The 25,672-nt window shown below is 36.2% G+C and carries 22 protein-coding genes and 1 tRNA gene; 12 read left to right on the top strand and 11 right to left on the bottom strand.

All coding sequences use genetic code 11. The features are described from left to right. The 11 genes from M1V25_RS04140 to asnS all read right to left on the bottom strand — a co-directional run bounded on the left by M1V25_RS04140 (position 1) and on the right by asnS (position 14,736). A complete protein-coding gene (locus M1V25_RS04140; RefSeq protein WP_498842517.1) occupies positions 1 to 1,890 on the bottom strand; it encodes a hypothetical protein in 1,890 nt (629 codons plus the stop codon). A 316-nt stretch (positions 1,891 to 2,206) separates the two neighbouring features. Next, entirely contained in the window at positions 2,207 to 3,754 is a 1,548-nt protein-coding gene (locus M1V25_RS04145) for a hypothetical protein (protein ID WP_498842518.1), read from the bottom strand. A gap of 161 nt (positions 3,755 to 3,915) precedes the next feature. Next, entirely contained in the window at positions 3,916 to 4,467 is a 552-nt protein-coding gene (locus M1V25_RS04150) for a hypothetical protein (protein WP_498842519.1), read from the bottom strand. A 20-nt stretch (positions 4,468 to 4,487) separates the two neighbouring features. Continuing rightward, positions 4,488 to 5,015, bottom strand: a complete 528-nt coding sequence (locus M1V25_RS04155; RefSeq protein WP_498842520.1) for a hypothetical protein — start codon at positions 5,013 to 5,015, stop codon at positions 4,488 to 4,490. A 13-nt stretch (positions 5,016 to 5,028) separates the two neighbouring features. Then, positions 5,029 to 6,054, bottom strand: a complete 1,026-nt coding sequence (locus M1V25_RS04160) for a hypothetical protein (protein ID WP_498842521.1) — start codon at positions 6,052 to 6,054, stop codon at positions 5,029 to 5,031. Between the two features lies 1 nt (position 6,055). Then, entirely contained in the window at positions 6,056 to 8,533 is a 2,478-nt protein-coding gene (locus M1V25_RS04165; RefSeq protein WP_498842522.1) for a TcfC E-set like domain-containing protein, read from the bottom strand. A gap of 346 nt (positions 8,534 to 8,879) precedes the next feature. Beyond that, positions 8,880 to 9,386, bottom strand: coding sequence for a hypothetical protein (locus tag M1V25_RS04170; RefSeq protein WP_498842523.1), 507 nt, complete (start codon positions 9,384 to 9,386; stop codon positions 8,880 to 8,882). A 199-nt stretch (positions 9,387 to 9,585) separates the two neighbouring features. After that, complete coding sequence (locus M1V25_RS04175) at positions 9,586 to 10,200, bottom strand: hypothetical protein (protein WP_498842524.1); 615 nt, start codon at positions 10,198 to 10,200, stop codon at positions 9,586 to 9,588. Between the two features lie 374 nt (positions 10,201 to 10,574). After that, complete coding sequence (locus tag M1V25_RS04180; protein ID WP_498842525.1) at positions 10,575 to 11,393, bottom strand: hypothetical protein; 819 nt, start codon at positions 11,391 to 11,393, stop codon at positions 10,575 to 10,577. A 383-nt stretch (positions 11,394 to 11,776) separates the two neighbouring features. Further along, a complete protein-coding gene (gene murJ, locus M1V25_RS04185) occupies positions 11,777 to 13,324 on the bottom strand; it encodes a murein biosynthesis integral membrane protein MurJ (RefSeq protein ID WP_498842526.1) in 1,548 nt (515 codons plus the stop codon). Between the two features lie 8 nt (positions 13,325 to 13,332). After that, positions 13,333 to 14,736, bottom strand: a complete 1,404-nt coding sequence (gene asnS / locus M1V25_RS04190) for an asparagine--tRNA ligase (RefSeq protein ID WP_498842527.1) — start codon at positions 14,734 to 14,736, stop codon at positions 13,333 to 13,335. 417 nt (positions 14,737 to 15,153) lie between these two features. Between asnS and M1V25_RS04195 the strand changes: the two genes are divergently transcribed. From M1V25_RS04195 to atpG, 12 genes are all read left to right on the top strand, one after another. Further along, a tRNA-Met gene (locus M1V25_RS04195) sits at positions 15,154 to 15,230 on the top strand. Positions 15,231 to 15,335: 105 nt separating this feature from the next. Continuing rightward, positions 15,336 to 15,800: a ribosome maturation factor RimP gene (gene rimP / locus M1V25_RS04200; RefSeq protein WP_116963593.1), complete on the top strand. Its 465-nt coding sequence runs from the start codon at positions 15,336 to 15,338 to the stop codon at positions 15,798 to 15,800. Between the two features lie 24 nt (positions 15,801 to 15,824). Next, the gene (nusA, locus tag M1V25_RS04205; RefSeq protein ID WP_498842528.1) at positions 15,825 to 17,306 is read left to right on the top strand and encodes a transcription termination factor NusA; all 1,482 of its coding nucleotides are present in this window, start codon (positions 15,825 to 15,827) and stop codon (positions 17,304 to 17,306) included. 9 nt (positions 17,307 to 17,315) lie between these two features. Next, entirely contained in the window at positions 17,316 to 20,054 is a 2,739-nt protein-coding gene (infB, locus tag M1V25_RS04210; RefSeq protein WP_498842529.1) for a translation initiation factor IF-2, read from the top strand. Positions 20,055 to 20,056: 2 nt separating this feature from the next. Next, complete coding sequence (gene rbfA / locus M1V25_RS04215) at positions 20,057 to 20,494, top strand: 30S ribosome-binding factor RbfA (protein WP_116963596.1); 438 nt, start codon at positions 20,057 to 20,059, stop codon at positions 20,492 to 20,494. A 78-nt stretch (positions 20,495 to 20,572) separates the two neighbouring features. Continuing rightward, positions 20,573 to 20,968, top strand: a complete 396-nt coding sequence (locus M1V25_RS04220; RefSeq protein ID WP_116963597.1) for an ATP synthase subunit I — start codon at positions 20,573 to 20,575, stop codon at positions 20,966 to 20,968. Between the two features lie 11 nt (positions 20,969 to 20,979). Beyond that, positions 20,980 to 21,765, top strand: coding sequence for a F0F1 ATP synthase subunit A (atpB, locus tag M1V25_RS04225; protein ID WP_116963598.1), 786 nt, complete (start codon positions 20,980 to 20,982; stop codon positions 21,763 to 21,765). Between the two features lie 61 nt (positions 21,766 to 21,826). Next, positions 21,827 to 22,132 (top strand): F0F1 ATP synthase subunit B, encoded by a 306-nt coding sequence (locus M1V25_RS04230; RefSeq protein WP_116963599.1) that lies wholly within the window; start codon positions 21,827 to 21,829, stop codon positions 22,130 to 22,132. A gap of 39 nt (positions 22,133 to 22,171) precedes the next feature. Next, complete coding sequence (locus tag M1V25_RS04235; RefSeq protein ID WP_116963600.1) at positions 22,172 to 22,642, top strand: F0F1 ATP synthase subunit B; 471 nt, start codon at positions 22,172 to 22,174, stop codon at positions 22,640 to 22,642. An 18-nt stretch (positions 22,643 to 22,660) separates the two neighbouring features. Then, a complete protein-coding gene (locus tag M1V25_RS04240; RefSeq protein ID WP_116963601.1) occupies positions 22,661 to 23,197 on the top strand; it encodes a F0F1 ATP synthase subunit delta in 537 nt (178 codons plus the stop codon). A 25-nt stretch (positions 23,198 to 23,222) separates the two neighbouring features. Then, a complete protein-coding gene (atpA, locus tag M1V25_RS04245; RefSeq protein WP_116963602.1) occupies positions 23,223 to 24,764 on the top strand; it encodes a F0F1 ATP synthase subunit alpha in 1,542 nt (513 codons plus the stop codon). Positions 24,765 to 24,776: 12 nt separating this feature from the next. After that, positions 24,777 to 25,655: a F0F1 ATP synthase subunit gamma gene (atpG, locus tag M1V25_RS04250; protein WP_498842530.1), complete on the top strand. Its 879-nt coding sequence runs from the start codon at positions 24,777 to 24,779 to the stop codon at positions 25,653 to 25,655. Positions 25,656 to 25,672: the final 17 nt, after the last annotated feature.

Raw genomic sequence — 25,672 nt, forward strand, 5'->3', positions numbered from 1 at the left:
CTAAGGAGTTTCATTTTTTGCATAATTGTACATTTTACCGACTTTCGTTTGCATGATGGTACTATAGTCTGAAACATATATTCCATCTTTTCGCTCATTCTTACTCCATTGACCGATAATTGTCTTTAATTGTTGTTGTCCATTTGGCGTGTTTGTCCATATTTCAGCAATAGGAGTATCAAACCACTTGATTGCATAGTTTTTAAATATCCAAGAATTTTTAAGGTTATCCTTTAACCACTCTTGCCACCGTGAGTGTTTTATCCATCGTTGTCCCTCTATTGTGGTAATCCAGATACTACCAGCTTTTGAAGATAGAAAATTAGCAAACTCTGAATCGAAATACCAGTTTGAGAAGTCATGGTTATCCATGATGATAACATAATCAAAAATTAAACGCTGTAATTCCGCACTTTGCTTTATTGCTTGTAAACCTACATCTTTATTTAACCAATTGATGAAAATTGGTTTCATTCTACCATTCCTATCCGATTGCCATAGTTTGCCTTGTGGAGTTTGTAGCCACTTAATTCCAGTTTCAGTGGCTAACCAGACACCCCCCACATAAGATGATAAAAACTGATCTAAGTCGGAATCGTACCACCAGCCAGATATGTGATTAGCATTTTCTACTTTTTGAAGAAAAACTTTCTCCATTTTGTTTGCTATATCATGTGCTTGATTGAGATTCTCTTTATGAATAAGAGATTTTGCAATGGTATAACCATTTTTGTTTCCTTGGAAAAAATGTAAGTAATCCTGACCTTCAGAAAACTCTAACCACTTAAGTCCAGATGGCGTTAATAACCATTTAATTCCAGATTCTGTATACAGCCAGGTATTTCCTGCTTTCGTGCTTAATAGTTTATCTATAGGGGATTGAAAACTGGTAAAAGAATAAGCAATACCTTGAAGGATATTTGCCGCCATAACAGAAATAGTCAGTACAGCAGGTATTGTTAATACATATTTAAATCCATTTTCATTAGTGGGAGTGCTTTTCTCTGGGAGCGGTTCTTTCGCCTTTGGGTTATTATTGGCTCCGGCATTAGCAACCGTCTCTTCTGTCTTCACGGAATCAATGTTGCGACCAAGAACAATAACGATCGCAGTTAGTGTTGTATAGGCAAAAAGACTCGATATGCCGGGCCAGCTAAAATTATTTGTTAAGGTTAGTATTTTGTTATCTGAAAGGGAATTTGCTGCAAGTAACATTGCTTGCTCACCTTGAGGACTAAGCACCCAAGCTTGTGCATTGTCTGTGCTCAACCATTGACGAACAATGGATGAATCCGACTGAAGCCAATTTTTCCCTTCATTTGATGCTAACCAGGTTTTACCTTTATTTGACTTTAACCATAATAAACCTTGATCACTTGATAGCAACTCACTCACGTTTTCTTCACGGTAAATGGCATTTTGGATTTTGTCGTAAAATTTTTTATCTATGATTTGTTCATACGGATCATTAAATTGACTTGTAATATTTAGGTTATTTTCAATGTCAGCTTGTTGTAAGTTTTTAGGATTGGCTATTACAACTTCAATAACCGTTTGCTGTGAATGTATAGAAGGAATGGTTATGATATTTTCAGTAACTTGTTGTGGATTTGTAGATTGAGAGGTTCTGATATCTTCAGAGTCTATGTGCTGTCGAGTTAGAGGTGAGACGTTTAGCTCGTTTTCAGCCACTGGTTGCTCTAGATTAATAGAGTTCTCTAACTCGTTTTCAATTTGAATATTGGGTTGTTCCTCTGTTTGTGCATAGCTTAGGTTAACGTTACTTATGAATACAGCAAGAAGATAAACGATAATTTTTTTAGAAATCACTTTTGATTGAGTTTTATTGATTTGAACATTACTTCGTCGTGTAATATTTTCTAATTCCATATTTATTTACTCCTTAAGTTTAATCAACCAATTCCTTTCCGATAGTATTCAAAATATGTTATTACTCATCGCAAATCTGTAAAACTATCTGGGACAAGTTAGTTAACTTCATTATGAACACAAGTTGATTATCAAAACCAAATGATAAAAAATCACTGGTTTTTGTTGTATAAGAGTATAAATATGAAACAACTATTGAATGTTTTTAAAGATCTTGATTTATATGTGAAACAGACAGCATGACGTAGAGAATGCACGAAATGTTATTGTTGAACATTAACATAGGCAATCCATTGCCTATGTTAAATGTATTTTTTTACTGTTTACTTTGTTGCAGCTGAGTATTATAGGTTTTTCCTGCTAGAGTACGCTGCAACACAACACAATCAGAACTGTAAACTTTCTGTATGAAGTGACGATTATCTTCTTGTCCACACCCTTTACTGTTCAACAAATCTTGAAATTGTTTTTTGCCAGCATCCTTTTGCACCCATTCTTTAGCAGCACTGCTATTAAGCCATGTTATAGCAGTGTTTTCCCATAGCCACGTATTATAAGCATTCTGGGTTAGCCATTCTCCCCATTTACTTGTTTTCATCCATTGTTGACCTACTTCTGTTGCTAGCCATACACCACCTGCTTTTGAGGCTATAAACTGAGAAAATTCTGAACTAGAATACCATAAATCGCTATTATCCATTATATTCACATAACCAAGGATAAAATCTTGCAAGATACTTTCATTTTTAATCGATTGTAAGCCTGCATTTGTATTGAGCCAATTGATAAAAACTTTACGCATTTTACCTTGCTCATTAACTTGCCATTCTTTACCTTCATAACTTTTTAGCCACTCTATACCTGTATCACTAGCTAGCCATAAACCACCTAAATAAGATGATAAGAATTGATCTAAATCAGAAGCATACCAATACCCTGCTATCGTATTTGCATTTTTGACCTTTTCAAGTAACACTTTTTCCATTTTTTTTGCTACTTGATCGATTGCATTAAGGTTTTTGCTATGAATAATATCCCTTGCAATACTATGGCCATTTTTATTTCCTTCCAAAAAGCTAAGCCTGTCTTGCCCTTCTGAAGATTCTAACCATTTAAGACCGCTAGGACTTAATAGCCATTGAACACCTGATTCTGTATACAGCCAAGCTTGCCCTGCTTTGGTAATTAATACTTTATCTAAAGGAGATTGAAAACTGGTAGAAGAGTTAATAGCCCATTGCCCTATATTTGCAGTTGCCAGCCCAACAATAGCTAGAGCTGTTGTAGTGACAGCTCTGTTTGCTACGTTTTTGTAACCGACTATGCCTGCGCCTATAACTACTGCATGTACACCAATATTTGTAAAACTTGGCCATTCAAGACGATTGTGATAGGTCAATTCTTTGTTGTCTGAAAGAGACTGGACTTTTAAAAAGAGTGTTTTTTCTCCTTCAGGAGTTAATGCCCAGCTTTTTGCATCTTCAGTATTAAGCCACTCATTTACAATAGACGAGTCTGATCGAAACCAGTTTTGTCCAACGTGACTTGTTAGCCAGTTTTTTCCTTCTGTTGACCTTAACCATAAAAAGCCTTTATCGCTTGATAATAAGTTATCCAATGTGTTCTTATGGTAAGACTCTTGTGTTATTTTTTTATCAAGATCGCGATCTAACGCTGTATTATGCAACGTATAATTTGTTGGGATCTGGATATCTGTATTGTCAGTTATATTTTCCGCATAGCTTACATTGGTAACACCTACCAGCCCTGCTAGCAAACAAATAAACGAGGTTTTTATAGAATATTTCAATTGATTTTTCTCCTTTTTAGTTTCAAGGCTTTGTTTTATACATTTTATTGTCATGTGATTAACTCCTTATTATTGTTGGTTGATTAATTGAATAAGAATTTACTTAAAAATATATTTCCGCACGATTAAAATTTAAGGTTTCTATATTTTATTTTTAATATATCGATGCAATTTGATGATCATAAATTATACAAAACATAGATCACTTTAAAAAATTAAAAAGAGGCAGTAAAGGTTATGCTAAAACTTCCATTAAACTTTTCATTCTGATTGCTTGGTATAATAGAGTCATTCCCATCACCTTTGATATAAACCTCAAAACCTATAATACCTTTATTCTGACTAATTGTGATATCACGACCAACACCATCATTTTCACATATTGGTTGTTGTAAATTGACCTCTATACACATTTTATATTGGATAGTACATGCAGGGCACGCCCCACCTGTATTTACAGCAGATAGAATACAATTTCCTTGTTGATCTTTATTATTACATTGAAGTGAAGCTGTAAGCTTATCAGTATTATCCCAATTGACCTTTCCTGATAGTTTGTCAGACTCAAATCTTGGAAGACGATTATTTTTATCAAGCTTAAGTTGTGGGACTGTCAAATTTGTATTTAGCATATCAAGTTTGACTGTTGGGCTGTTAGTTATATCAAGCTGTAAGTCAAACTGAAGGTTTTGTGGTGTAGGTGTTGTGGCAAAACAAGAAAGTGTTACCAGTAAACCCATTAAAAAAGTTGTTACTTGTCTTATCATTACTTTCACCTAAATTAGGACTAAAAATTAACCGAAACTGTGCAAATAAGTTGACCACGATATTGACCCTGTGGATACGCAGTGCCGCTTTTTTGCTTGACCAAAAGCAAGAGATTAAACTTTTGGTTTGGTACTTGAGGGGGGAGGCGTACAGGTGCAGTACCTAATGCTTGTGCCGTGCCATTTATACAAAGATAACTTTCTGGGATAATTTGTTGTGAAGTTGTAGAACCACTTAATGTCATCATGCCTTTATTACATTTTATTGTGTACTGTGGGTTAGCAATGTTACTCAAGAATCCTACTTCTTGAGATTTCCCTGCATATATATAATCATGATTATTATTAATCCCTGTTATGCCTGAGAGCACCGAACTAACGTCATTCCTAAATACGATATTATGATCATTAGCATTAACCTCAATAGAAAACCAAGGCTTTACCACAAGGGTGGCGTCAATTTCAACCTCGACATTTTCTCCGGTACTTGAGGCAAAGCTGATCACACTATATAAAGCAAGTAGTAAGGAGGACAAAAATTTTAACATAACTATTCCTTCTCTAATTAAAAGATGCCGTTAACAAAAGGATAACCTTACTCTTATAAGTGCCCGGTTTTGCGTGTTTGACTGTATTTTCATCTGCACTTAAATTAACGTTAATCTCATTGGACTGTTGTGTTATAGCAATAGGTTGTTCTTGTCCGATTGTTGTAACCAATTGTTGATTTATTTTTAACTGAAACGGAATTGTGTTACTTCCATCTCTTTCATCTTGTAAAACACAAGCACTATTCGATTGTGTACAGCTTTTAAGTTTTACTTTAATATTATTTGCATTGGTAGCATAGGGAATGGTTACTATTGCGCCATAATCATTACCAAAATGATTATTCTTAGTTAGTGTGGCTTGGTAATTTGCTTGTCCTGTTAGTTTGATATAAGGATCAAAGTTAAGTGTTATATTCAAGTTATTATTAATGGGAATATCTATATCATTTCTTATTGACCGCGGTGTTTTTGGATCATATTGAGTAAGCCAATATACCCCCTGTATATTAACACTACCTGTACAATTTGAAATACCAATTGTATCAGCAAGATTAATGCTATCAAATGTGAAACTCAACTGCCTAATATGATATCTATCAGAAGATTTGATATTAAAACGAAAAGGACTGCTTGTTGATGAAGGAATGGAGGAATTGTTAAGATGGAAATTATTTCTATCCCCTGCCACAGTAACAGAGCCTTTCAAGCTAATACTATTAGTGCACTGTAAAGTAAAAGGCGATACAATATAGTTTACATTATCTCTGTTACAGTAGTAGTTCAAATAGCCACAATAGTAAGTGAAGTTACCAGTTAATGTTTTTCCTATCGCTCCAGTTAAATCAATTCCACTAACATTAAAATTTAATTTATTGTTAGCGATCAAATTATTTGTAAAGTCAATGTTGTTAATCAATCCCCTTGATGATTTAATCGTTTTATTAGCTAAATCTACCTTAAAAGTTAAATCAGTTGTCTCTGCATAACTAAGTGTAATTGAGATATATCCAATTAAAATTGTTAACCATTTTTTCATTTTATACCCCTTCACATTTTAGCGTGCCAACCCAATACCCAGGCTGTGCATTTTTAATTTCTGTTGCATCAAAGTTATAAATACAGCTTTGATCGTTTGTTGTAATTTTTAATGTGGGTTTTGTTTTACTAATACTTACAACAAAAAAGCCAGACTCATCGCTATAGCTTGTAGTTTCCACATGGTTTTGCACTTTGGCATGTGCAATAGGATTGCCCTTACTATCAATAATTTGTCCAATGACATCAATGATTGGGAAAGCTTCGCGTGTCATATAGTAAACAGAGCCAGGATATAGGCTTACGAATTCACTTTTATCTAAGTATTGCAATAACTGTGCTTCATCGGGATGATCGCTTAAAGAAACGCTATATTGCTTGTAATGAGGTAATGAGATAAAGTTATCCCCTTTGTAAATCGGATAACGTACCCCATTGATTTGTGTGGACATTTTATGCTTTTTATCTTCCGTATCTAAATGAATAACCACACCTGATTTGCTACGGTGATCGTTATGAGCTGTGATGCTTTGAGGTGTTAAGCTTATGCCACCATATAAGCTACCAGAAGCACCATAATTTTCTTGATTGTTTTGACTAACCACTGATGTTGATAAATCACCTTGCATGTAATCCGATTTAACACTAGTCGAGAATAGACCATTAACATAGTCTTTACGATAATCTACATTGGCATTTACATACCGTATATAAGGATGATCTAAGTTTGGTCTAAAGCTTAGACCATTAGAGACTTGCTTATCTGTTGGTGAATAGCGTAGATAATCACTTAATGTATTACCATTGCCAAAAGTATAAGAAATATTGAGCATAAAGGCGTAGTTGTTTTGTTTATCTTCATTGCCTGAGAAAGTTTTGTTGTAACTAACAGAAGCACTAACATTCCAGTTGTTCCGATAATACAAATTATGAAAATAAGATGTACTTAGGCTATCTCTGCTGTTATGAAAACTATAGCTATAAGTGGCAGAAATTGAACCAAGTTTAATTGGGCTTAAGTTTAAGTAAGATGAAATCCCTATCCTATTATAACGTGATTTAAATGGGCTATATGGGTTGTCACTTTTACTGTTGGTGTTATACCAAACGTTGGTAGAAAAATAGTTAAACCACATATTGGATAGCTGCAAGTTATAGCCATAATTTAAGCGTGAATCTAGCGCAACAGTTTGAGTAATTTGTGTATTTAACGGTAAATAAACTTCCGTATCCCATTCACCAAGGGCTAAATTATCAACACCATAGCCCCCAAAATTCATGACTGTTTGTTTGTTTATTACGCTAGCAAAGTTACCACCAAGGTAAGGAGCTTTAATTGCTGAATTTTGATCTTTAGCAACCATTCCTAACCAAAGCCGGTAATTCCTATTATTATCGTGCAACTTTCCTAATGATGAAGGTTTATTAATCATGGCGGTTTCTGTATTAACCACTTGACCACCTTGGGGAATTTTAATTTGAATTGGATAAATACCATCAGGAAAGCTCTCAGTTTGTAATATATGATTACCCGCACTAAAATTTTGTACCGAAATTAACCGCCCATCTTTATAAACGTTGACAACTGAATTTGCATTAATAAATAAAGGAATAGGAATCAGGGATGCTTTTTGCGAAGATAAAGATAGGTTATCTGAACTACCTAATTCCGCAATAATACCTTTTCCATTAAAAGCATAATTTAAATTATAAGTATTCTGTCCACTGTAAAAATTGGCATTATTAAAATAGCCTAACCGTGAATACAGCTTTTCTTGATCATATTGCCAATAAACGTTATTAATACGAATATCTTTTTGGTAACGACTTTGTTGTAAAAAAACACTACTATTTAGATGATTTCGTCCAAAACCAGTCACATTATCCAACTCTAAATAGTAGTTTGTATCTCGTCGATCTGCATAATCAAAGTTAAATCGATAGCCTAAAAAAGAGCTAATATGACTAACATTTGGTGCACTGAGATATTTATAACTTTGTTGAGATTGATAGTTAAATGCTTCACTGGGTAACCATAATTTTAAGCGCATACTGTTTAAATCTAATTGGATCATAAAAAAAGGCACATCAGCTTGGCAAAGCCCATTTTTTTCCCACTCTGGCAGACACTCAATAATTTGATTTGGATCAACGCCTTGACTAAATAGTTCATTTAGAATCTTTCGAGCGTTGTCTTTTAATTCAATTTTACTATGTTGAAATACCTCGACAACATCTAAAAAAACCTTACTACCACGCAAACTAATGATATGTTGCCCTAATTCAATACCCAAAAGAGAGACTTCAACTTCAATGGCATCAGATAATTGTGGTATAAAATCTTCAGGAATACTCTCTAAGCCTTCAACACCTGGTTTAAGTTTTGGATCAGTTGCAATGGATGAAATAGCTTCTATTGGCATACAGAGCAAATTCATCCACAAAAGTGGTAAAAGCTTTTTTAGCTTTTTTGATTTCATAAATAATACCTAAATTTCATCGTAGCATTTAACTGGAACAATTTGACTTTGTCTGATCTTTATATAACTAAATTCTTCGTGATCTCATTCTCGATATGACAAGAATGAGATTAAAAACTTACTTTAATTTAGCTGGACGGTTGAGTTATCAAGACCGACCATACTTGAGATGCTGGCACTTTTCTGCATGTTTAAGAAAAGTTTTCTTTCTAAACGGATTCCCATGAAGTGTTTAGACTTATCGTGAAAATCCCGCCAGCGGCAGTATTCAACTTCGCATGGCAAGTGATTTGCCATAATAATTCTTAGCGTAGGATAAAGTTCTACACTTTAATTATTAATTAAACTAAAAGGTTGCTTCAATCTTAAAGTCAAAATCGCCTGTATAGTTTCCTGATGGATAGCTATTGCTTCCATCACCATAGATTATTTTTAAATCTTTTTTATCATTAGCGTTTAGGTTATCAATGGTGAAATTTGAGTTGGGAGAGATTTTTTGACCACCAATCTCAAACTCTATTGGCATTGTGTCACTACTTGATTTGATTACATATGTACCACTTTCTTGTGTTCCAGTAACAGAGATGTCCAGTTTCCCTGTAGCACCATCACTCCACTCTAAGAAGTCGTGAATTTCAGAAGTTCCTTTACTAGTATCTAATGCTGCTCTTTTTGTCGCTTTTGTTGATGTATCTGGTGTCAACTTTAATACATCTTTTAACACTTTTGCTCCTACTTCTATTTCAACTTTAACTGTTTTTGTATCAGTTACAGTAGCAGCATAGGAAGCCGCAATACCGCCCAATAAGCTTGCCATTACGGTTGTAGCTAAAATTTTTTTACTTTTTATCATTACATACTCCTTTTTTGGTTGTTGACTTGAGTTTCAATTACTAATTGGCTTAAATTTGTGTCGAAATAGGTTCTTAGAAGTAAATAATTTGTAACCTTTCCTAGCTCAATCTAAACAAGAAATAATTAAATCATTTAGCTATTCGCATTTTTATTTTTGTCTTTTTTTGTAAATTTAGGTTTAACTTTTTACTTTTTGGTTACGCAAGGAAATAGCGCTGTTTTTGGGTATTCTTACCATTTTCAAAAACTTGAATTTCAATGTTCTCTTTAAGAAAGGATGTATCTATGACACGATTTTTTTGTGGATAAACTTTATATTTTTGTTCAAACACACCTTGTTGGTTACAATATGAATGATTGACAGTAACACCGCCTGTTTTCAATGAGTCATTTGTTTTACATTTTGCTTTAACTTCTGTTTCAATAACGGCATTACCATTGTTGTAAATATAAATAGCCTCATCTTTTTGCGAAACGGTTGTTTTGTAAAAGGCGTTTTGTGGTTGAACGGCTAAAATACTGGAAAAACCTATCGTAATTCCTACACCTGCGGATATTCCGTCATTATCTGAAAGTTCTTTATCTGAAAGCGCAAAACCATCTTCTTTTTTTGGTGCAACAGGTGTCATATTGACACGATAATAAGAAACCTCATCTTTATTTCTGCCTTTTGGATAGTAAAAACGAATATTTTTTGACTGTCCAGGTGGAATAATTAACCTACTTGGTGTCACGAATAATGATTCTGACATTTCTTTTGGCAGAAGTGTTTTTTCAGTTTTATTATCAGATAGTGGATTTTTTACTTCCACTAGTTCAATTTTGACATAAGCTGTTTTATTGGGATCATCATTATGAATTGTTTTAGAAAAAGTGACTTTATCTTCAGATCAAATATCATAAAGATCATCAATAGCAATATTTGCCATTGATAAGCTGTAAAAACCACATAACATCGTAATTGTTAGTGTTATAACACCCTTCACTTTGTTCTCCTTCTTCAATCTCACCCCAACAAGTAAATCATACGAGTTTATTGATGTCATGGTTTATAATGTACCCATTTGTTAACATTAGAAATAATCTTCTTTATGGATTGATGTCTCCCTTGTTAAAGATGTCAATGCAGGAGTGTTATAGATCTGGCTAAATATGAAATCAAAGTATACAGCAGACTTAACTTGACTTAGCGGGAACTGCTAATGTTGTTTTGATATTCGTGAGTACGTATGAAACAATTTTCTAGTTCTTTAGCATTAATCTTACAAGGAATATGCCCATTTACTGCGTCATGTAATTCCTTAGGATTAAGGTTTTTTAGATTTTTAAGCTGATGGGTGTTTAGATTATTGTAATACTCCTGTCCATCGTCATTTAAATGTAAATTTTTTTCTTTAAGGTATTTGTCAATATAAGAAGCTCTATTTTCAGGATTATTAATTGGCATGTCTTTAATCATAGTAAATAATATATCTTCATTTTTATTTGCTGGAGAATTAAAAACTTCTTTTTTGCTTTCCAAAAGGGTATTCATTTTATTAAGCATTTTTGAAGAATTAGTTTCCATTGAAAACGCTGCTTTGAAATTGCCATTTAAAACGTTTCTAAAAAATTTAATAATTTGATAATGTGAATCAACAGTATTCCTGTGCTTGATAAATTCCTTATTATTACTTAAGACGTCTAATTCTTTTATTGCATTTTCTCTAAAATTTGAGAGTATATATTCGATTTGATATTTAGGTTCAGCTTTAAACTGGGATAATTCGCCCTCTGTTCTAGTTACTATCTTTTTTAGATTATCTATAGTATTGAGTTTGTTATTTGCAAGTAATGAATTTTGAGATTTTAAATTCTGTATATATGATTTTAATAGATTTTCGAATAAATAAAATTTTTCTATTTCAATAAGATAATGAGGATGCGTCTTTAAATAATTTTGATTACTACATAAATAATTAGGTAGTTCATCCATGGAACGATTTAAGAAAGTAGACTTCGACATGTAAATATTCTCTTTTTTATCTTTCTTACAATTATGCTGGTCAAATTATAACAATCCAGTCCAACATAAAATTTAGGACAAATAGGCTGATTTATTGTCAAAAATTGGGTTTTATCGCAAACTTTACAATAATTAATGAAACTAATATTGTTTTTGCATTCAAACTCAAACATTTGATCAAATGTTGAATTTTATCGGTTGCGATTATTCAAAAGAGATCATTATGCAAGCTTTACAATTGTACCTATCCTATCCATTAAGCTATAGGCATGTATAAAATAACTTACTAAAACTGTTGACAGTATCTATGCCAATCTCTTTACAAACGGCGATATTTACTTTTTGATAAGGTGGAGAGCATACCGACTCATACTGCTTTGATTTTAGTGATTTTTAAAATCTCTAACTCGTATCCCAAGCAGAAAAATAGACATAAAATAACAGGCAATCCCTAGTATGATAAGCCAAACTAAACGGGTGACGCGTTGCATAAAATCGGCATGAAGCCAAAGTGAGGACTCTCCTTTAACAAGGTAAAGTACAGCTGACATAATAAGGCTTGCTAGTAGAACTTTAATAATAAGCGCGAAAAAAGCTGGCTCAAGTTGGAAATGGCTATAGCGATATAAGGCATAAAATAGTAAAGCTGCATTAATAACTGCAGTTAGTGTAGTTGAAATGGCAAGTGCTAAATAGCCAAGCTCATGTGTATTTAAAATAGAAATTAAAATGATATTGCTGATAACATTGAATAAAATGCAAAACACTCCAATTTTTAATGCAACTTTTGTGTGATGTTTGGCATATAAAGCCGAAATAAGTACTTTAATTAACACAAAGGTAATGAGTCCAATGCCAAAAGAAATAAAAGCCCTTTGAGATTGGATGACATCAAAAGCTGTAAATTTACCATATTGAAAGAGGGTAGTAAGGATGGGATAGGATAAAACGCACATTCCACATGCTGCTGGAATGGTGATAACTAAGCTTAGCTTAATTCCCCAGTTGACAATTTGCTTAAATTGAACATGAGTAATGGAGCGATTACTCAGTTTAGGTAGGATAGCAATAGCTAAAGCAATCCCCAAAATTCCTAATGGGAATTGATTCAAGCGGTCTGGATAATAAAGCCATGAAAGGCTACCGGTTTTTAAAAATGACGCAAATATCGTATCCAATAGTAAACTTATTTGTACAACGGAAGCCCCAATAATGCCTGGCAATAAGCGTTTGAGAATACGTTTAATGCAGTAAGAAGGTTTGCGAATAAGAGGGATGAGACTTATTTTTAAATACAAAATAGCTGGAATAAATAGTAACGTTTGGAGGATGCCAGCAATGAGCACACTCCAAGCAATTGCATAAATGGGTGAATTAAAGTAAGAAGCGTAGAGTATAAAAAGAATCATACAAAGGTTGAGCACTATCGGCATAAACGCTGGCAGGAAAAAACGCTCGAATCGGTTTAAAAGCGCAGAAAATAGAGCGCTTAACGATATAAAGAACACATAAGGAAACATCACTTGCAATAATGATTTTGATAGTGCAAATTTGCTGGGTTCGTTGTAAAAACCAGGTGCGAATATGCTGATCCAAATGCTGGCAAAAATAAAGCCTAAAAACGCAACAATAAGGCTTATGCCACCAATAAGGGTAATCAGTTGACGAAATAAATAATTTAAACGTTGATGTGTACTTTGCTTACTTAAACTAGGTACAAGCACTTGGCTTATTGAACCCTCAATAAAAAGTCTACGCATGAAATTAGGGACACGAAAAGCAACAATAAAAGCTTCCATTGCGCTAGTAGTACCAAAATATTTGGCAAATAACATATCGCGAGCAAATCCAAGTATGCGTGATAAAAAAGTGATGAATCCAAGTATTAAGGTTGATTTAAAGAGATCTTTTTTGTCTAATTGCGCAGACATTTATGCGCTTAAAATTTAGCGTTGCCAGGTGTGCGTGGAAAAGGGATTAAATCACGAATATTTGGCACACCTGTAATATAGCCTAACAAACGTTCAAATCCTAAGCCAAAACCACTATGTGGCACACTACCATAACGGCGAAGATCACGATACCAATATAAACCTTCTGCATCAACACCCGTTTCGGCAATGCGCTTATCCAGGATTTCAAGTCGATCTTCACGTTGACTGCCACCAATGATTTCACCGATGCCAGGGACGAGTATATCCATTGCGGCAACTGTTTTTTGATCATCGTTTAAACGCATATAAAATGCTTTAATATCCTTAGGGTAGTTCATGAGTACTACTGGGCTTTTGAAATGTTCTTCACATAAATAACGTTCATGCTCTGATTGTAGATCCAAACCCCATTCCACAGGATACTCAAATTTCTTGCCACAGGTTTTTAGAATCTTGATTGCATCAGTGTATTGGACACGGACAAAATCGTTATTAATGACGGAATTTAATTTATTGATTAGATTTTTTTCGATAAACTGCTCAAAGAACGCAATATCGTCTTTGCGCTCATCAATAACGGTTTTAATAACAGATTTTAAGAGTTTTTCAGCAAGGTGCGCGTCATCATTTAAATCAGCAAATGCAATCTCTGGTTCTACCATCCAAAATTCAGCCAAATGTCTAGAAGTATTCGAATTTTCGGCTCTAAAAGTAGGACCAAAAGTATATACTTTGGATAGTGCCATACAGTAAGTTTCAACGTTTAACTGTCCTGATACGGTTAAAAAGGTTTCACCACCAAAAAAATCTTGACTGTAATCTATGTCCCCTTTGTCCGTTTTAGGTAAATTCAATTGATCCAAAGTGGAAACACGGAAGAGCTCGCCTGCACCTTCGCAATCGTTAGAGGTTAAGATAGGGGTGTTAACCCAGAAAAAACCTTCATGGTGAAAGAAATTATGAATTGCATTGGCAAGGCTGTGACGCATACGTGCAACTGCTCCGATAAGGTTGGTGCGCACACGCAGATGAGCATGCTCACGAAGATACTCCATCGTATGGCGTTTGGGTGAAACAGGATAAGTCTCAGGATTATCGATCCAGCCGTGAACAATCACTTTATTGGCTTGGATTTCAACGCTTTGCCCCTTGCCCTCTGAGGCAACAAGTTTTCCACAGACTTCAACTGCACAATCTTTGGTAAGACTTAAAATTTCATTTTGATAATTGGGAAGAGTGTTTTCGACAATCGCTTGGATGGGATCAAAGCACGAACCATCATGAATGGTTAGGAATGAAATCCCAGCTTTTGAGTCACGACGGCTTCGAATCCAGCCTTTAACGGTAATCTGTTGATCAATTAAATCAGCACGTGAAAAAAGTTCTTTTGCCGTATACGTTTGTGACATAGTGATACTTACCTATTTGTTTTATAGTTTTTGGGGGGTATTGATATAGGTGAGAGATTATAACGAGATTTATAAATAAGCGATAGAATAAGATTGCAAGTTAGATTAACTGTGTTTTTTGTGCGCCATATAAATTTGAGGTACTCTAAATTGACTCTATATAATCAAAAGCGCGTGAACTTATCCAAAAAAAATGGTCTGCAAAGTTTTGAAAAGCCTATGTGAATCTTGCTGAAAGAAAATAAGATGTTAACCGTTCCCCCTAAACTTTTTGTTTCAGTACTTACTTTTTGTTTCAGTACTTCAAGTGTGTTATACAAAGAAAAGGCAAATGTCAAAAATATTGATTAATTATTTAAAAACTTGAACTTAAGACTTGCAATTTAAAAAAGAATTGTTAATATGTCTCGCAGTTGACGCGGGGTGGAGCAGCCTGGTAGCTCGTCGGGCTCATAACCCGAAGGTCGTTGGTTCGAACCCAGCCCCCGCTACCAACCAAATAAATATCGAGATTTTCGGGCCCTGTTGGGCCTTTTTGTTTTGTAGATAAAAAGGACTCGTAGTGGTCCTTTTTTTATATCCAAGGAGTATATTGGGGAATGTTAATCGATCAATTAAAGAACCTTGTAGAGCCAGAAGTACAAGCGCTAGGTTTTATTCTGTGGGGAATCGAGATGGATGCGTATTCTGTTGATACAGGTGCGGTGACTTTGCGTATATTTATTGATCATGAGGAAGGTATTTCAATAGATGATTGCCAAGAGGTTAGCCAAGCAGTAAGTGCGATTTTGGATGTTGAAGATCCAATCAGTGGAACCTATTCTTTAGAGGTGTCTTCTCCTGGTATGAATCGCCGAGTGTTTAACGCCAAACAGGCAGGAGCATTAGAAGGGTTTAAGGTAAAAGTACAGTTGCACCAGCCAACTGAAAATAATCGCCGCCGTTTTGAAGGTGCTATTACTGAAGTAAATGGTGAGTTGGTGACGATTAAAACAGAAGAGGGTGAAGTGATTGGCTTCGATTTTGCTAACGTTGACAAAATGCGTGTTGTGCCAAAGTTTTAAATTGAAAGTGAAAAGGTGGACGTGATGAGTAAAGAATTACTGTTAGTAATTGAAACCGTAGCCAACGAAAAAGAGGTTTCAAGAGATTTGCTTTTTTCAGCAATGGAAGAAGCTTTGGCAATGGCGACAAAAAAACGCTTTGAAGAAGGTGCTGAAATCATTGTTAGAATAGATAAAAAAACAGGTAATTATGAAACTTTCCGCCAATGGCAAATCGTTGATGAAGATCATGAAATTGAGAATTATGCCGCAGAGCTTTACGTAGATGTGGCATGTGAAAAAGGTCATAATGTTAAAGTTGGTGATATATTAGAAGAAGCTGTTGAATCGGTTGAATTTGGACGTATTGCTGCAATGACAGCAAAACAGATCATCATGCAGAAAGTGCGTGATGAAGAACGTAGACAAATGGTTTCGAAGTTCCGTGATAAAGTTGGTAGAATTGTTTACGGTGAAGTTAAACGTGTGACACGTGATTTTTTAATTGTTGATTTGGGTGATGATGCTGAAGGTGTATTACCACGTAAAGAGTTGGTATCTAAAGAAAATTATCGTTTAAATGATAAGTTAAGAGCTTGTATTTTAAGGATCGATGAAGATGTCAAGGGTCAACAAATCATTTTAACACGTGCGCACAAAAAAATGCTACATGCGTTATTGATATTAGAAGTACCTGAAGTAGCAGAAGAACTAATGGATATTGTCGGTATTGCCCGGGATCCTGGTTCGCGTGCTAAAGTTGCGGTAAAGTCAAATGATAAACGGATTGATCCTGTCGGTGCATGTGTTGGTATGCGTGGTTCACGTATTCAAGCTATTACCAATGAGTTGCAAGGTGAGCGAGTGGACATTGTGTTATGGGATGAGAATCCTGCACAATTTGTGATTAACGCATTGGCTCCTGCTGAGGTAACTTCTATTGTGCAAGATGAAGATAGGCAATCGATGCAAGTAGCAGTCAAAGAAGATCAATTATCACAAGCAATTGGTAAAAGTGGTCAGAATGTGCGCTTAGCAACGGCATTAACAGGTTGGCATATCAATGTGATTGCCGATACAGTTGCGGAAAAAACACATCAGGCAGAGTTGCAAAAAAGCATGCAATTATTTATCGAAGCACTTGATATTGATCAAGGTGTTGCTGAAGCTTTGGTTGAAGAAGGATTTTCAACATTGGAAGAAGTCGCCTATGTTGCACGCGATGAAATGTTAGCGATAGAGGGCTTTGATAATGAAATTTGTGAAGAGTTGCAAGAGCGTGCTAAAACCGCGCTTATTTCACAAGCACTTGCCGGCAATAAGCCAGCAGAAGATTTGTTAAAAATGGAAGGAATGACACCAGAGTGGGCGCAAGTTTTAGCAGATAATAATGTGATCACAATGGAAGACTTAGCAGAGTTGGCAGTAGATGATCTAAGAGAGTTTATTACTATATCGGAAGATCAGGCTGCAGCTTTGATTATGACTGCACGTGCGCCTTGGTTTGATGAAGATAAGAAAAAGTAGGGGGTAGTCATGGCAGAAATTACAGTGGCTCAGTTAGCCAAGCTAATCAAAATTGATGAAAAAGTGCTGCTAGAAAAATTGGAGCAATCTGGGGTGCACAAAAAAAGTGTAAGCGACGTAGTTAGTGATGCAGAAAAAAATCAGTTACTTGTGTTTATTCAAAGCGGCAGTGCAGTTCAAGCCAAATCAGTTACTTTACAACGCAAAACCACCAAGCAGTTAAAAGTTTCAGGTAATCGCAAGGTGAATATTGAAGTCCGCAAAAAGAAAACATTTGCAGCCCCCACTTTGGATGGGCATGAGTCCCATAAAAGTAAGCATGATGAGGAGATTGAGTTAGAAAAAGTCACTCAAGATGATCATCAGCCAGATTCAGGGCTTGAAAGTTATGCTGAAACAGCTAAAACTGAGTACCAAAATATGGATGCTAGTGAAGTGAAATTTGAACACGATGCTGTAGCGCATCAAGTTAAACGGCAAGCTCAAAAAGAAAATAAAGCAAAAGAATCGATTGAAGATAAGCGACAAGAATTAAAGTCAAGTGTTGAAAAGGCTATTCCTAAACCTAAGATGCCTGCTAAAGTTGATAAAAAAACAGTCATGCCAGGAGCTGCTGACCAAATTTTCGACGAGGAGTTAGCTACTCTTTTACCCGCTGCTAAAGTAGAGAAAGTAGAAAAACCTAGCAGTGGTGGCTTTAAAATTACATCAAGACCAGAGTCCGTTACTCCTATAGTGGAAAATGAGGATGAGTCTAAAGTTAAAACCCCTCCCAAGAAGCAAGTAGAAAAACCTAAACGTAAGCAAAGTGAAGAAGAGGATGAAGCGGTACACAAGCTAAACAAAAAATCAAAGGTTAGTAAAAAGTCGTCAAGAAGTATTTATGACGAAGAAGAAGACTATGAAACATTTGTACGTAAATCCTCTAAACCTAAGAAGTTACAAGTTAATAAAGTCAAAACTCAGCAATTTACAAAACCTGTCGAGAAGGTAACAAAGCAGGTTGTGATTTTTGAAGGTATGACAGTTAATGAGTTAGCACAAAAGATGGCGGTTAAGGCTGCTGAGCTTATTAAGATACTGTTTAAAATGGGTCTAATGGCAACTATTAATCAGCCATTAGATCAAGAAACAGCAATCTTCATTGTTGAAGAGTTGGGGCATGAGTATACTTTGCACAAAGGAGACGTGATTGAGGATACTGTGTTAATTGACTCATCCGATCAAGAGGCATTACCAAGAGCGCCAGTTGTTACAATCATGGGGCATGTGGATCACGGTAAAACCTCTCTTTTAGACTATATTCGCAAAACACGGGTTGCTATTGGCGAAGCAGGTGGCATTACTCAACACATTGGTGCTTATGCAGTAAAAACACTAAAAGGTCAAATTACTTTCTTAGATACACCTGGACACGAAGCCTTTACAGCTATGCGTGCACGTGGTGCAAGCAGTACCGATATCGTTATTCTTGTTGTCGCAGCAGATGATGGTGTGATGCCACAGACAAAAGAAGCAATCCAGCATGCGCGTGCAGCTGGAGTGCCAATCGTTGTAGCCGTTAATAAAATGGATAAACCTGAGGCTGATCCAGATCGTATTAAAACAGAGTTATCTCAGTTGGATGTTATTGCTGAAGACTGGGGTGGCGATGTCATGTTTGCCTATGTTTCAGCAAAGTCTGGTCAAGGTATTGATGATTTATTAGATGCAGTGTTATTGCAAGCTGAAGTGCTTGAACTTAAAGCTGTTCAAAAAGGTTTTGCTAAAGGTATAGTCATTGAGTCACGCTTAGATAAAGGGCATGGTGCAGTTGCTTCTGTGCTTGTTCAAAGTGGGGAATTAAATCAGGGTGATATTGTGCTTTGTGGAACGGAATATGGTCGCATTCGCATGATGATGAATGATTTAGGGCAAAAAATTGATCGAGCCACGCCATCGATGCCTGTTGAAATTTTAGGGCTCTCAAACGTGCCAAATGCAGGGGATGAGATGGTTGCGGTTAAAGATGAGAAAACAGCGCGTGAAGTAGCAGAATTTAGGGCTCATAAGAAAAAGGATGAACGTTTAAAACAACAACAAGCAAGCAAACTTTCAAGCTTATTTGATCGCATGGGCGAGTCCAGTGGCGAACGTCAAACGCTCAATGTAATTGTAAAAGCAGACGTTCAAGGTTCAGTTGAAGCGATTCGAGAATCACTTGTGAAGTTATCAAATGATGATATCAAGGTAGAGGTTATTGCTTCAGGCATAGGTGGAATCACGATTTCAGATGTTTCACTTGCAGTTGCTTCACAAGCTGTTTTGTTTGGTTTTAATGTTCGTGCTGATGCAGTAGCACGAAAGCAAGCTGAGATAGATGGTATTGAGCTTCGTTATTACGGTATCATTTATGATTTGATTGATGATGTGAGGCAAGCAATGTCTGGGATGTTGTCGCCTGAGCTTCGTGAACAAATCATTGGCATTGCTGAAGTGCGTGATGTCTTTAGGTCATCTAAGTATGGTGCGATTGCAGGATGTATGGTTGTTGATGGTGTGATTAAGCGCCATAACCCAATTCGTGTGTTGCGTGATCAAGTGGTGATTTATGAAGGCTCTCTTGAGTCGTTAAAGCGCTTTAAAGATGATGCGTCTGAAGTCAAAAAAGGTTTTGAATGTGGTATTGGTGTTAGAAATTATAATGATGTTAAAGTTGGCGACCAAATCGAAGTATTTGAGACAGTTGAAGTCAAAAGAGAGCTTTAATTATGGCAAGTAGTTCGCGTGTGGCACGTGTCGCTGATGAAATTCAAAAAATTATTGTTTCTCTTTTGGTGACAAAAGTTAGAGATCCTCGTTTAAAATGGGTTTCAATAACAGCTGTTGACGTTTCCAAAGACTTATCTTATGCCAAGGTTTTTTTCTCATCTTTAAATAAAGAAGTAAAACCTGAAGATATCGTTAAGGCATTTAAATCAGCAACAGGTTTTTTTCGCACAAGTTTGGCTAAAGAGTTACACTTACGCGTAGCACCTGCGCTATGCTTTTTCTATGACGATTCATTGATTTATGGTAACAAAATGAATGAATTGATTGAAAAAGCACGCAAAGAAGATGCTGATTTTATCAAGGAGGAAGATGATGGTGTGAGGGATGAGAAAAAAACTGATCAGAATGACAGTAGTCCAAGAGAGCGGTTGCGTTAAAAGAATATTTTTTCGCTTGCACCTTCGGCTGTCGCTCTATATACTTCATGGCGTAAAATTAAGGGATAGAAACAAAATATGCTTGCAAATAGAAAACTTTACAAAAGACACTTTTTTGCTTTCCAGATCTTATTGGTGATTGTTGGGAGCTTAATGTGTTTTTTGTGGGGTAAGAGCTATGCCTTTGGTTTTTTATTAGGCTCGCTTTTGATGTTTTTTGCGAACGTTATCTTTCTCTTGCGTCTTTTTTTACGCAAGGCGCAATACCATCCATTTAAGGAGGTTTGCATTTTATATGCATGTGAGTTTGCCAAACTGATGATGGTGGCAGTGGGCACGATATTGATTGCTATTTATGTCCAGCCAAAGTTTTTGCCATATATTGTAGGACTTTTGGTATTACAGCTGGCGATGTGGGTTATGCCACTTTTTATGAAATTAACCCACCTTAATAACTTAAAAACGAAAGAGTAAGAGAAGAGAATATGGCAGGAGAATCTTTAACTTCTTCAGAATATGTGCAGCATCATTTGCAGAATTGGCAGTTAAGTCTGGGTAAGGGTTCTTTTTGGACGCTTAATTTAGATACTTTACTTATTAGTATTGTGTTGGGCATTATTTTTTTGGCTTTGATGTACCTTACAGCAAGGAAAGCAACTTCTGATGTGCCTGGTGCCTTTCAGAATTTTATTGAGCTTTTTTGCGAATGGATTGATAATTCGGTTGCTGAAAATTATCATCATAAGCGTAGTTTTGTAACACCACTTGCGATTACTATCTTTGTTTGGGTGTTATTAATGAATTTCATGGATCTAATTCCTGTAGACTTGGCTGGATCAGTTATCAGCTTGTTTACTGGTCATTACGATGCTTATTTTAGACTTGTTCCTACAACAGATCCTAACTTAACCTTTGGATTGTCAATTACCGTCTTTCTTTTGATTATTGTTTTTAATTTCAAGTCAAAAGGTGGTTTAGGGGTTGTAAAGGAAATTTTTACTGCTCCTTTTGGTATTTGGCTGTTCCCAGTCAATGTTGCACTAAGAATAATTGATGAGTTTGTAAAGCCGCTTTCGCTTTCGTTGCGATTATACGGTAACCTTTTTGCCGGAGAATTAATATTTATCCTAATTGCATTACTGCCATGGTGGATTCAGTGGACGCTGGGCGGTATATGGGCAATATTTCATATTTTAATCATTTTTATTCAGGCATTTGTTTTTATGATGTTAACCGTCGTCTATTTGAATATGGCGCAAGACAAGCATTAAAGACAAAGCGTTTGTTTAAACCCACTTCACATTCAAACATAAAAAAATAGAGGAGAAAAAAATGGAAATGTCACTACAAGTACTTGGTCAGTTGAATGGTTTAGCGCTTATTGCAGTAGCAATGATGATCGCAATTCCAGCATTTGGAACTGCAATTGGTTTTGGTATGCTTGGAGGGAAGTTTTTAGAAGGTGTTGCGCGTCAGCCTGAGCTAAGTGGTATGTTGTTGGGTCGTATGTTTATTGTGGCCGCTTTTGTGGATGCGTTTGCTGCAATTTCAATTGCTATTGGTTTCTTGGTACTTTATGCAAATCCATTGGCAATAAATGGTTTGGCAGAAGCTGCGGCAAAAGCATTAGGTGCTTAATTCAAAATAGGTCCTGAACATATCCACAAAGGAGAACTCATGGATATAAATATTACTCTAATTGGGCAGATGATTACTTTTATCATCTTTGTCAGCTTTACAATGAAATTCGTTTGGCCACCGCTTAAAAAAGCGATGGATGATCGTAGAGCAAAAATTGCTGACGGTTTGGCTTCAGTTGATCGTGCTGAAAAAGAGCTAGAAGTTGCTCGTAGAAAAGCAAATGAGTTGGTTAAAGAAGCGAAAGCACAAGCAACGAAAATTATTGAGCAAGCAAATATGCGTGCGATAAAAATTGATGAAGAAGCAAAAGAAACAGCAAGGTTTGATGCTGAACGTATTCGCAAAGCAGCACATGATGAAGCAGAGGCTCATATGCGTGCAATGAAGCAAAAGCTCCGTAAAGAAGTTGTTGGCATCGCTGTTGCAGGTGCTGAAAAACTCATTGGTAAGAACATTGATATGGTCGCCAATAATCACTTATTGGAAGAGATGGCGGCAGAGCTTTAAACAATTAAGAGGTGACAAATGGCAGACTTAATCCCTATTGCAAGACCTTACGCGCAAGCTGCATATGAATATGCTAAGGCGCATAATTCACTTGCAAAGTGGAACAGCATGCTCTTGAACTTGTCTGAGTGCATAGTGAATGATGAGATTGTATTGCTACTGGATAATCCTGCCTACTCTCAAAAAGAAGTTTCAACGCTGATATTGGATGTTCTTGCAAGTGGGTTAGACGAGCATGGTAAAAATTTTGTTATGATCGCTGCTGAACATAATCGTTTGGCGATTATTCCAACCATCTATAATTTGTTTTTGTTATATAAAGCAGAAGATGAAAAGGCAAAGAAAGCAAAGTTTACGACTGCGTTTCCAGTCTTAGAAGTGGAAATAGAGAAACTAAAAAAGAGGCTTGAGCAAAAATATCAGTGTGCAATTGAGGTAGAAATGGCAGTTGACTCAAGCTTGATTGGTGGCGCCATAATTGTAATTGGCGATCAAGTGATCGATGGTTCGATTAAAGGCAAACTGCAAAAGCTGAAGTATGAACTACAAGCTTAATAAAAGATTAATAGGAAGATAGTGTATGCAACTTACTCCAGCAGAAATTAGTGAATTAATAAAAGAACGAATTGCGAAATTTAACAATGCTCCACAGACAAAAACAGAAGGAACAATTGTCTCTGTTTCAGATGGCATTATTCGCATTCATGGTTTAAATGAAGTTGCCGCAGGCGAAATGATAGAGTTACCAGGAAGTGTTTATGGTTTGGCGCTTAACCTGGAGCAAGACTCAGTTGGTGCTGTTGTGCTTGGTGACTATGAACATATTCAAGAAGGGCAAAAAGCGTATTGTACAGGTCGTATTTTAGAGGTCCCAGTCGGTGAAGCACTCTTAGGACGTGTAGTGGACGCGCTTGGCAACCCAATTGATGGTAAAGGTGATATCAAAACAACAGCCACTTCACCTGTTGAAAAAGTTGCTCCTGGTGTGATTTGGCGTCAATCAGTTGATCAACCAGTGCAAACAGGTATTAAAGCGATTGATGCAATGGTACCAATTGGGCGTGGTCAGCGTGAACTTATTATTGGAGATAGACAAACAGGTAAAACAGCTGTTGCAATTGATACTATCATTAATCAAAAAAGTACAGGCGTTAAATGCGTTTATGTAGCGATTGGTCAAAAAGCCTCTTCTGTTGCAGATGTTGTGCGTAAACTAGAAGAGCATGAGGCACTAGCACATACGATTGTTGTTGCTGCTAATGCTGCAGATTCAGCAGCACTTCAATATTTAGCACCATATGCAGGATGCGCAATGGGAGAGTATTTCCGTGATCGTGGTGAAGATGCGCTTATTATTTATGATGATTTAACCAAACAAGCTTGGGCATATCGTCAAATTTCATTGTTATTGCGTCGTCCACCTGGACGCGAAGCTTATCCAGGGGATGTATTCTATCTACATTCACGTCTATTGGAGCGTGCAGCGCGCGTTAATGCTGAATACGTTAGAAAAGCAACAAATGATGAGGTACACGGTAAAACGGGTTCATTGACGGCATTGCCAATTATTGAAACTCAAGCAGGTGATATTTCTGCATTTGTCCCTACTAACGTCATCTCAATTACTGATGGTCAGATCTTTTTGGAAACCGACTTATTCAATGCGGGTATGCGTCCTGCAATTAATGCTGGAAATTCAGTGTCTCGTGTTGGAGGTTCAGCGCAAACAAAAATTATTAAGAAATTAGGTGGTGGTGTACGTTTGGCATTGGCTCAATACCGTGAACTTGAGGCCTTTTCGCAATTTGCATCTGATCTGGATGATGCCACGCGTGCACAGTTAAAACGTGGTCAGCGAGTAATGGAGTTGATGAAGCAAAAGCAGTTTTCCCCGCTTAGCATTGCTAAAATGGCATTGTCCTTATATGCAGCTGAAAAAGGTCATTTGGATGAGCTTGAATTGAATAAAGTGGGTTCATTTGAAGCAGTTTTACATGCGTTTGCTGAAAGCCAGTATAAGCCTTTAATGGATGAAATTAATACCCATTGTAATTACAATGATGAGATTGCTGCTCAACTTGAAAAAGTGATCACAGAGTGTAAGCAAACGCAGTCTTGGTAATAGGAGAGTGTCATGTCTGGTAGTCGTGAAATACGCACCAAAATCAATAGCGTTAAGAATACCCAAAAGATTACCCGTGCAATGGAACTTGTTGCTGCCAGTAAAATGCGTAAAGCACGTGATCGTATGGAGCATGCTCGCCCTTATGCTCATTATGCTTTAAATATTATTCATCATGTTGTTCGTGCGAGTATGGAATATATGCATCCATATTTTCAAACGCGTGAAGTTAAACGTGTTGGTATGGTGATTATTGCGACTGATCGTGGATTGTGCGGTGGGCTAAATATCAATTTATTTAAAGAAGTCCTAAAATCAATTAAACACTATCAACAACAAAAAATTGAAATGGATCTTTGTTTAATTGGGTTAAAAGCAGAGAGTTTTTTTAAACGCTTGAAAGGCGTAAATGTTGTGTCTGTCGCTAATTTTCACGGTGGCGATACATTCGCATCTATCACGGGTGCAGTATCTGTTATGATTAAAGCATTTGATGAAAATAAAATTGATAGTTTGTTGTTATTTAGTAATAAGTTTGTCAACACAATTAAGCAAAAACCTACTCGCAACCAATTGTTGCCTATTGTAAAACCTGAAAAAGTATCACAAGTAGATGAAGGATCTGTTTCAGGTCATTGGGATTACTTATATGAACCAGACGCTAAATATGTGTTAGATGTGCTTTTGGTGCGCTATATTGAATCACAAGTCTATCGTGGTGTAGTTGAGAATTTGGCTTGTGAGCAAGCAGCAAGGATGCTTGCAATGAAGAACGCTACTGATAATGCTGGTGAGATTATTGACTCATTGAAGCTTCAATATAATAAAGCACGTCAAGCAATGATTACTCAAGAATTGGCAGAAATTGTTTCAGGTGCGGCAGCTGTATAGTGATGGGTAAAAGTATT

Source organism: Candidatus Nebulibacter yamunensis (genome assembly GCF_024208055.1).
Classification (GTDB): Bacteria; Pseudomonadota; Gammaproteobacteria; order Francisellales; family Francisellaceae; genus Caedibacter; species Caedibacter lacustris.

What these genes read in the sequence shown, in the direction of transcription:
- M1V25_RS04240 (WP_116963601.1), top strand. Translation starts at nt 22,661, where the DNA reads ATGGCAGACTTAATCCCTATTGCAAGACCTTACGCGCAAGCTGCATAT.
- M1V25_RS04160 (WP_498842521.1), bottom strand. Translation starts at nt 6,054, where the DNA reads ATGAAAAAATGGTTAACAATTTTAATTGGATATATCTCAATTACACTT.
- M1V25_RS04235 (WP_116963600.1), top strand. Translation starts at nt 22,172, where the DNA reads ATGGATATAAATATTACTCTAATTGGGCAGATGATTACTTTTATCATC.
- murJ (WP_498842526.1), bottom strand. Translation starts at nt 13,324, where the DNA reads ATGTCTGCGCAATTAGACAAAAAAGATCTCTTTAAATCAACCTTAATA.
- M1V25_RS04180 (WP_498842525.1), bottom strand. Translation starts at nt 11,393, where the DNA reads ATGTCGAAGTCTACTTTCTTAAATCGTTCCATGGATGAACTACCTAAT.
- M1V25_RS04170 (WP_498842523.1), bottom strand. Translation starts at nt 9,386, where the DNA reads ATGATAAAAAGTAAAAAAATTTTAGCTACAACCGTAATGGCAAGCTTA.
- infB (WP_498842529.1), top strand. Translation starts at nt 17,316, where the DNA reads ATGGCAGAAATTACAGTGGCTCAGTTAGCCAAGCTAATCAAAATTGAT.
- M1V25_RS04230 (WP_116963599.1), top strand. Translation starts at nt 21,827, where the DNA reads ATGGAAATGTCACTACAAGTACTTGGTCAGTTGAATGGTTTAGCGCTT.
- asnS (WP_498842527.1), bottom strand. Translation starts at nt 14,736, where the DNA reads ATGTCACAAACGTATACGGCAAAAGAACTTTTTTCACGTGCTGATTTA.
- M1V25_RS04140 (WP_498842517.1), bottom strand. Translation starts at nt 1,890, where the DNA reads ATGGAATTAGAAAATATTACACGACGAAGTAATGTTCAAATCAATAAA.
- rbfA (WP_116963596.1), top strand. Translation starts at nt 20,057, where the DNA reads ATGGCAAGTAGTTCGCGTGTGGCACGTGTCGCTGATGAAATTCAAAAA.
- M1V25_RS04150 (WP_498842519.1), bottom strand. Translation starts at nt 4,467, where the DNA reads ATGATAAGACAAGTAACAACTTTTTTAATGGGTTTACTGGTAACACTT.
- M1V25_RS04155 (WP_498842520.1), bottom strand. Translation starts at nt 5,015, where the DNA reads ATGTTAAAATTTTTGTCCTCCTTACTACTTGCTTTATATAGTGTGATC.
- atpB (WP_116963598.1), top strand. Translation starts at nt 20,980, where the DNA reads ATGGCAGGAGAATCTTTAACTTCTTCAGAATATGTGCAGCATCATTTG.
- atpG (WP_498842530.1), top strand. Translation starts at nt 24,777, where the DNA reads ATGTCTGGTAGTCGTGAAATACGCACCAAAATCAATAGCGTTAAGAAT.
- M1V25_RS04145 (WP_498842518.1), bottom strand. Translation starts at nt 3,754, where the DNA reads ATGACAATAAAATGTATAAAACAAAGCCTTGAAACTAAAAAGGAGAAA.
- nusA (WP_498842528.1), top strand. Translation starts at nt 15,825, where the DNA reads ATGAGTAAAGAATTACTGTTAGTAATTGAAACCGTAGCCAACGAAAAA.
- rimP (WP_116963593.1), top strand. Translation starts at nt 15,336, where the DNA reads ATGTTAATCGATCAATTAAAGAACCTTGTAGAGCCAGAAGTACAAGCG.
- atpA (WP_116963602.1), top strand. Translation starts at nt 23,223, where the DNA reads ATGCAACTTACTCCAGCAGAAATTAGTGAATTAATAAAAGAACGAATT.
- M1V25_RS04165 (WP_498842522.1), bottom strand. Translation starts at nt 8,533, where the DNA reads ATGAAATCAAAAAAGCTAAAAAAGCTTTTACCACTTTTGTGGATGAAT.
- M1V25_RS04220 (WP_116963597.1), top strand. Translation starts at nt 20,573, where the DNA reads ATGCTTGCAAATAGAAAACTTTACAAAAGACACTTTTTTGCTTTCCAG.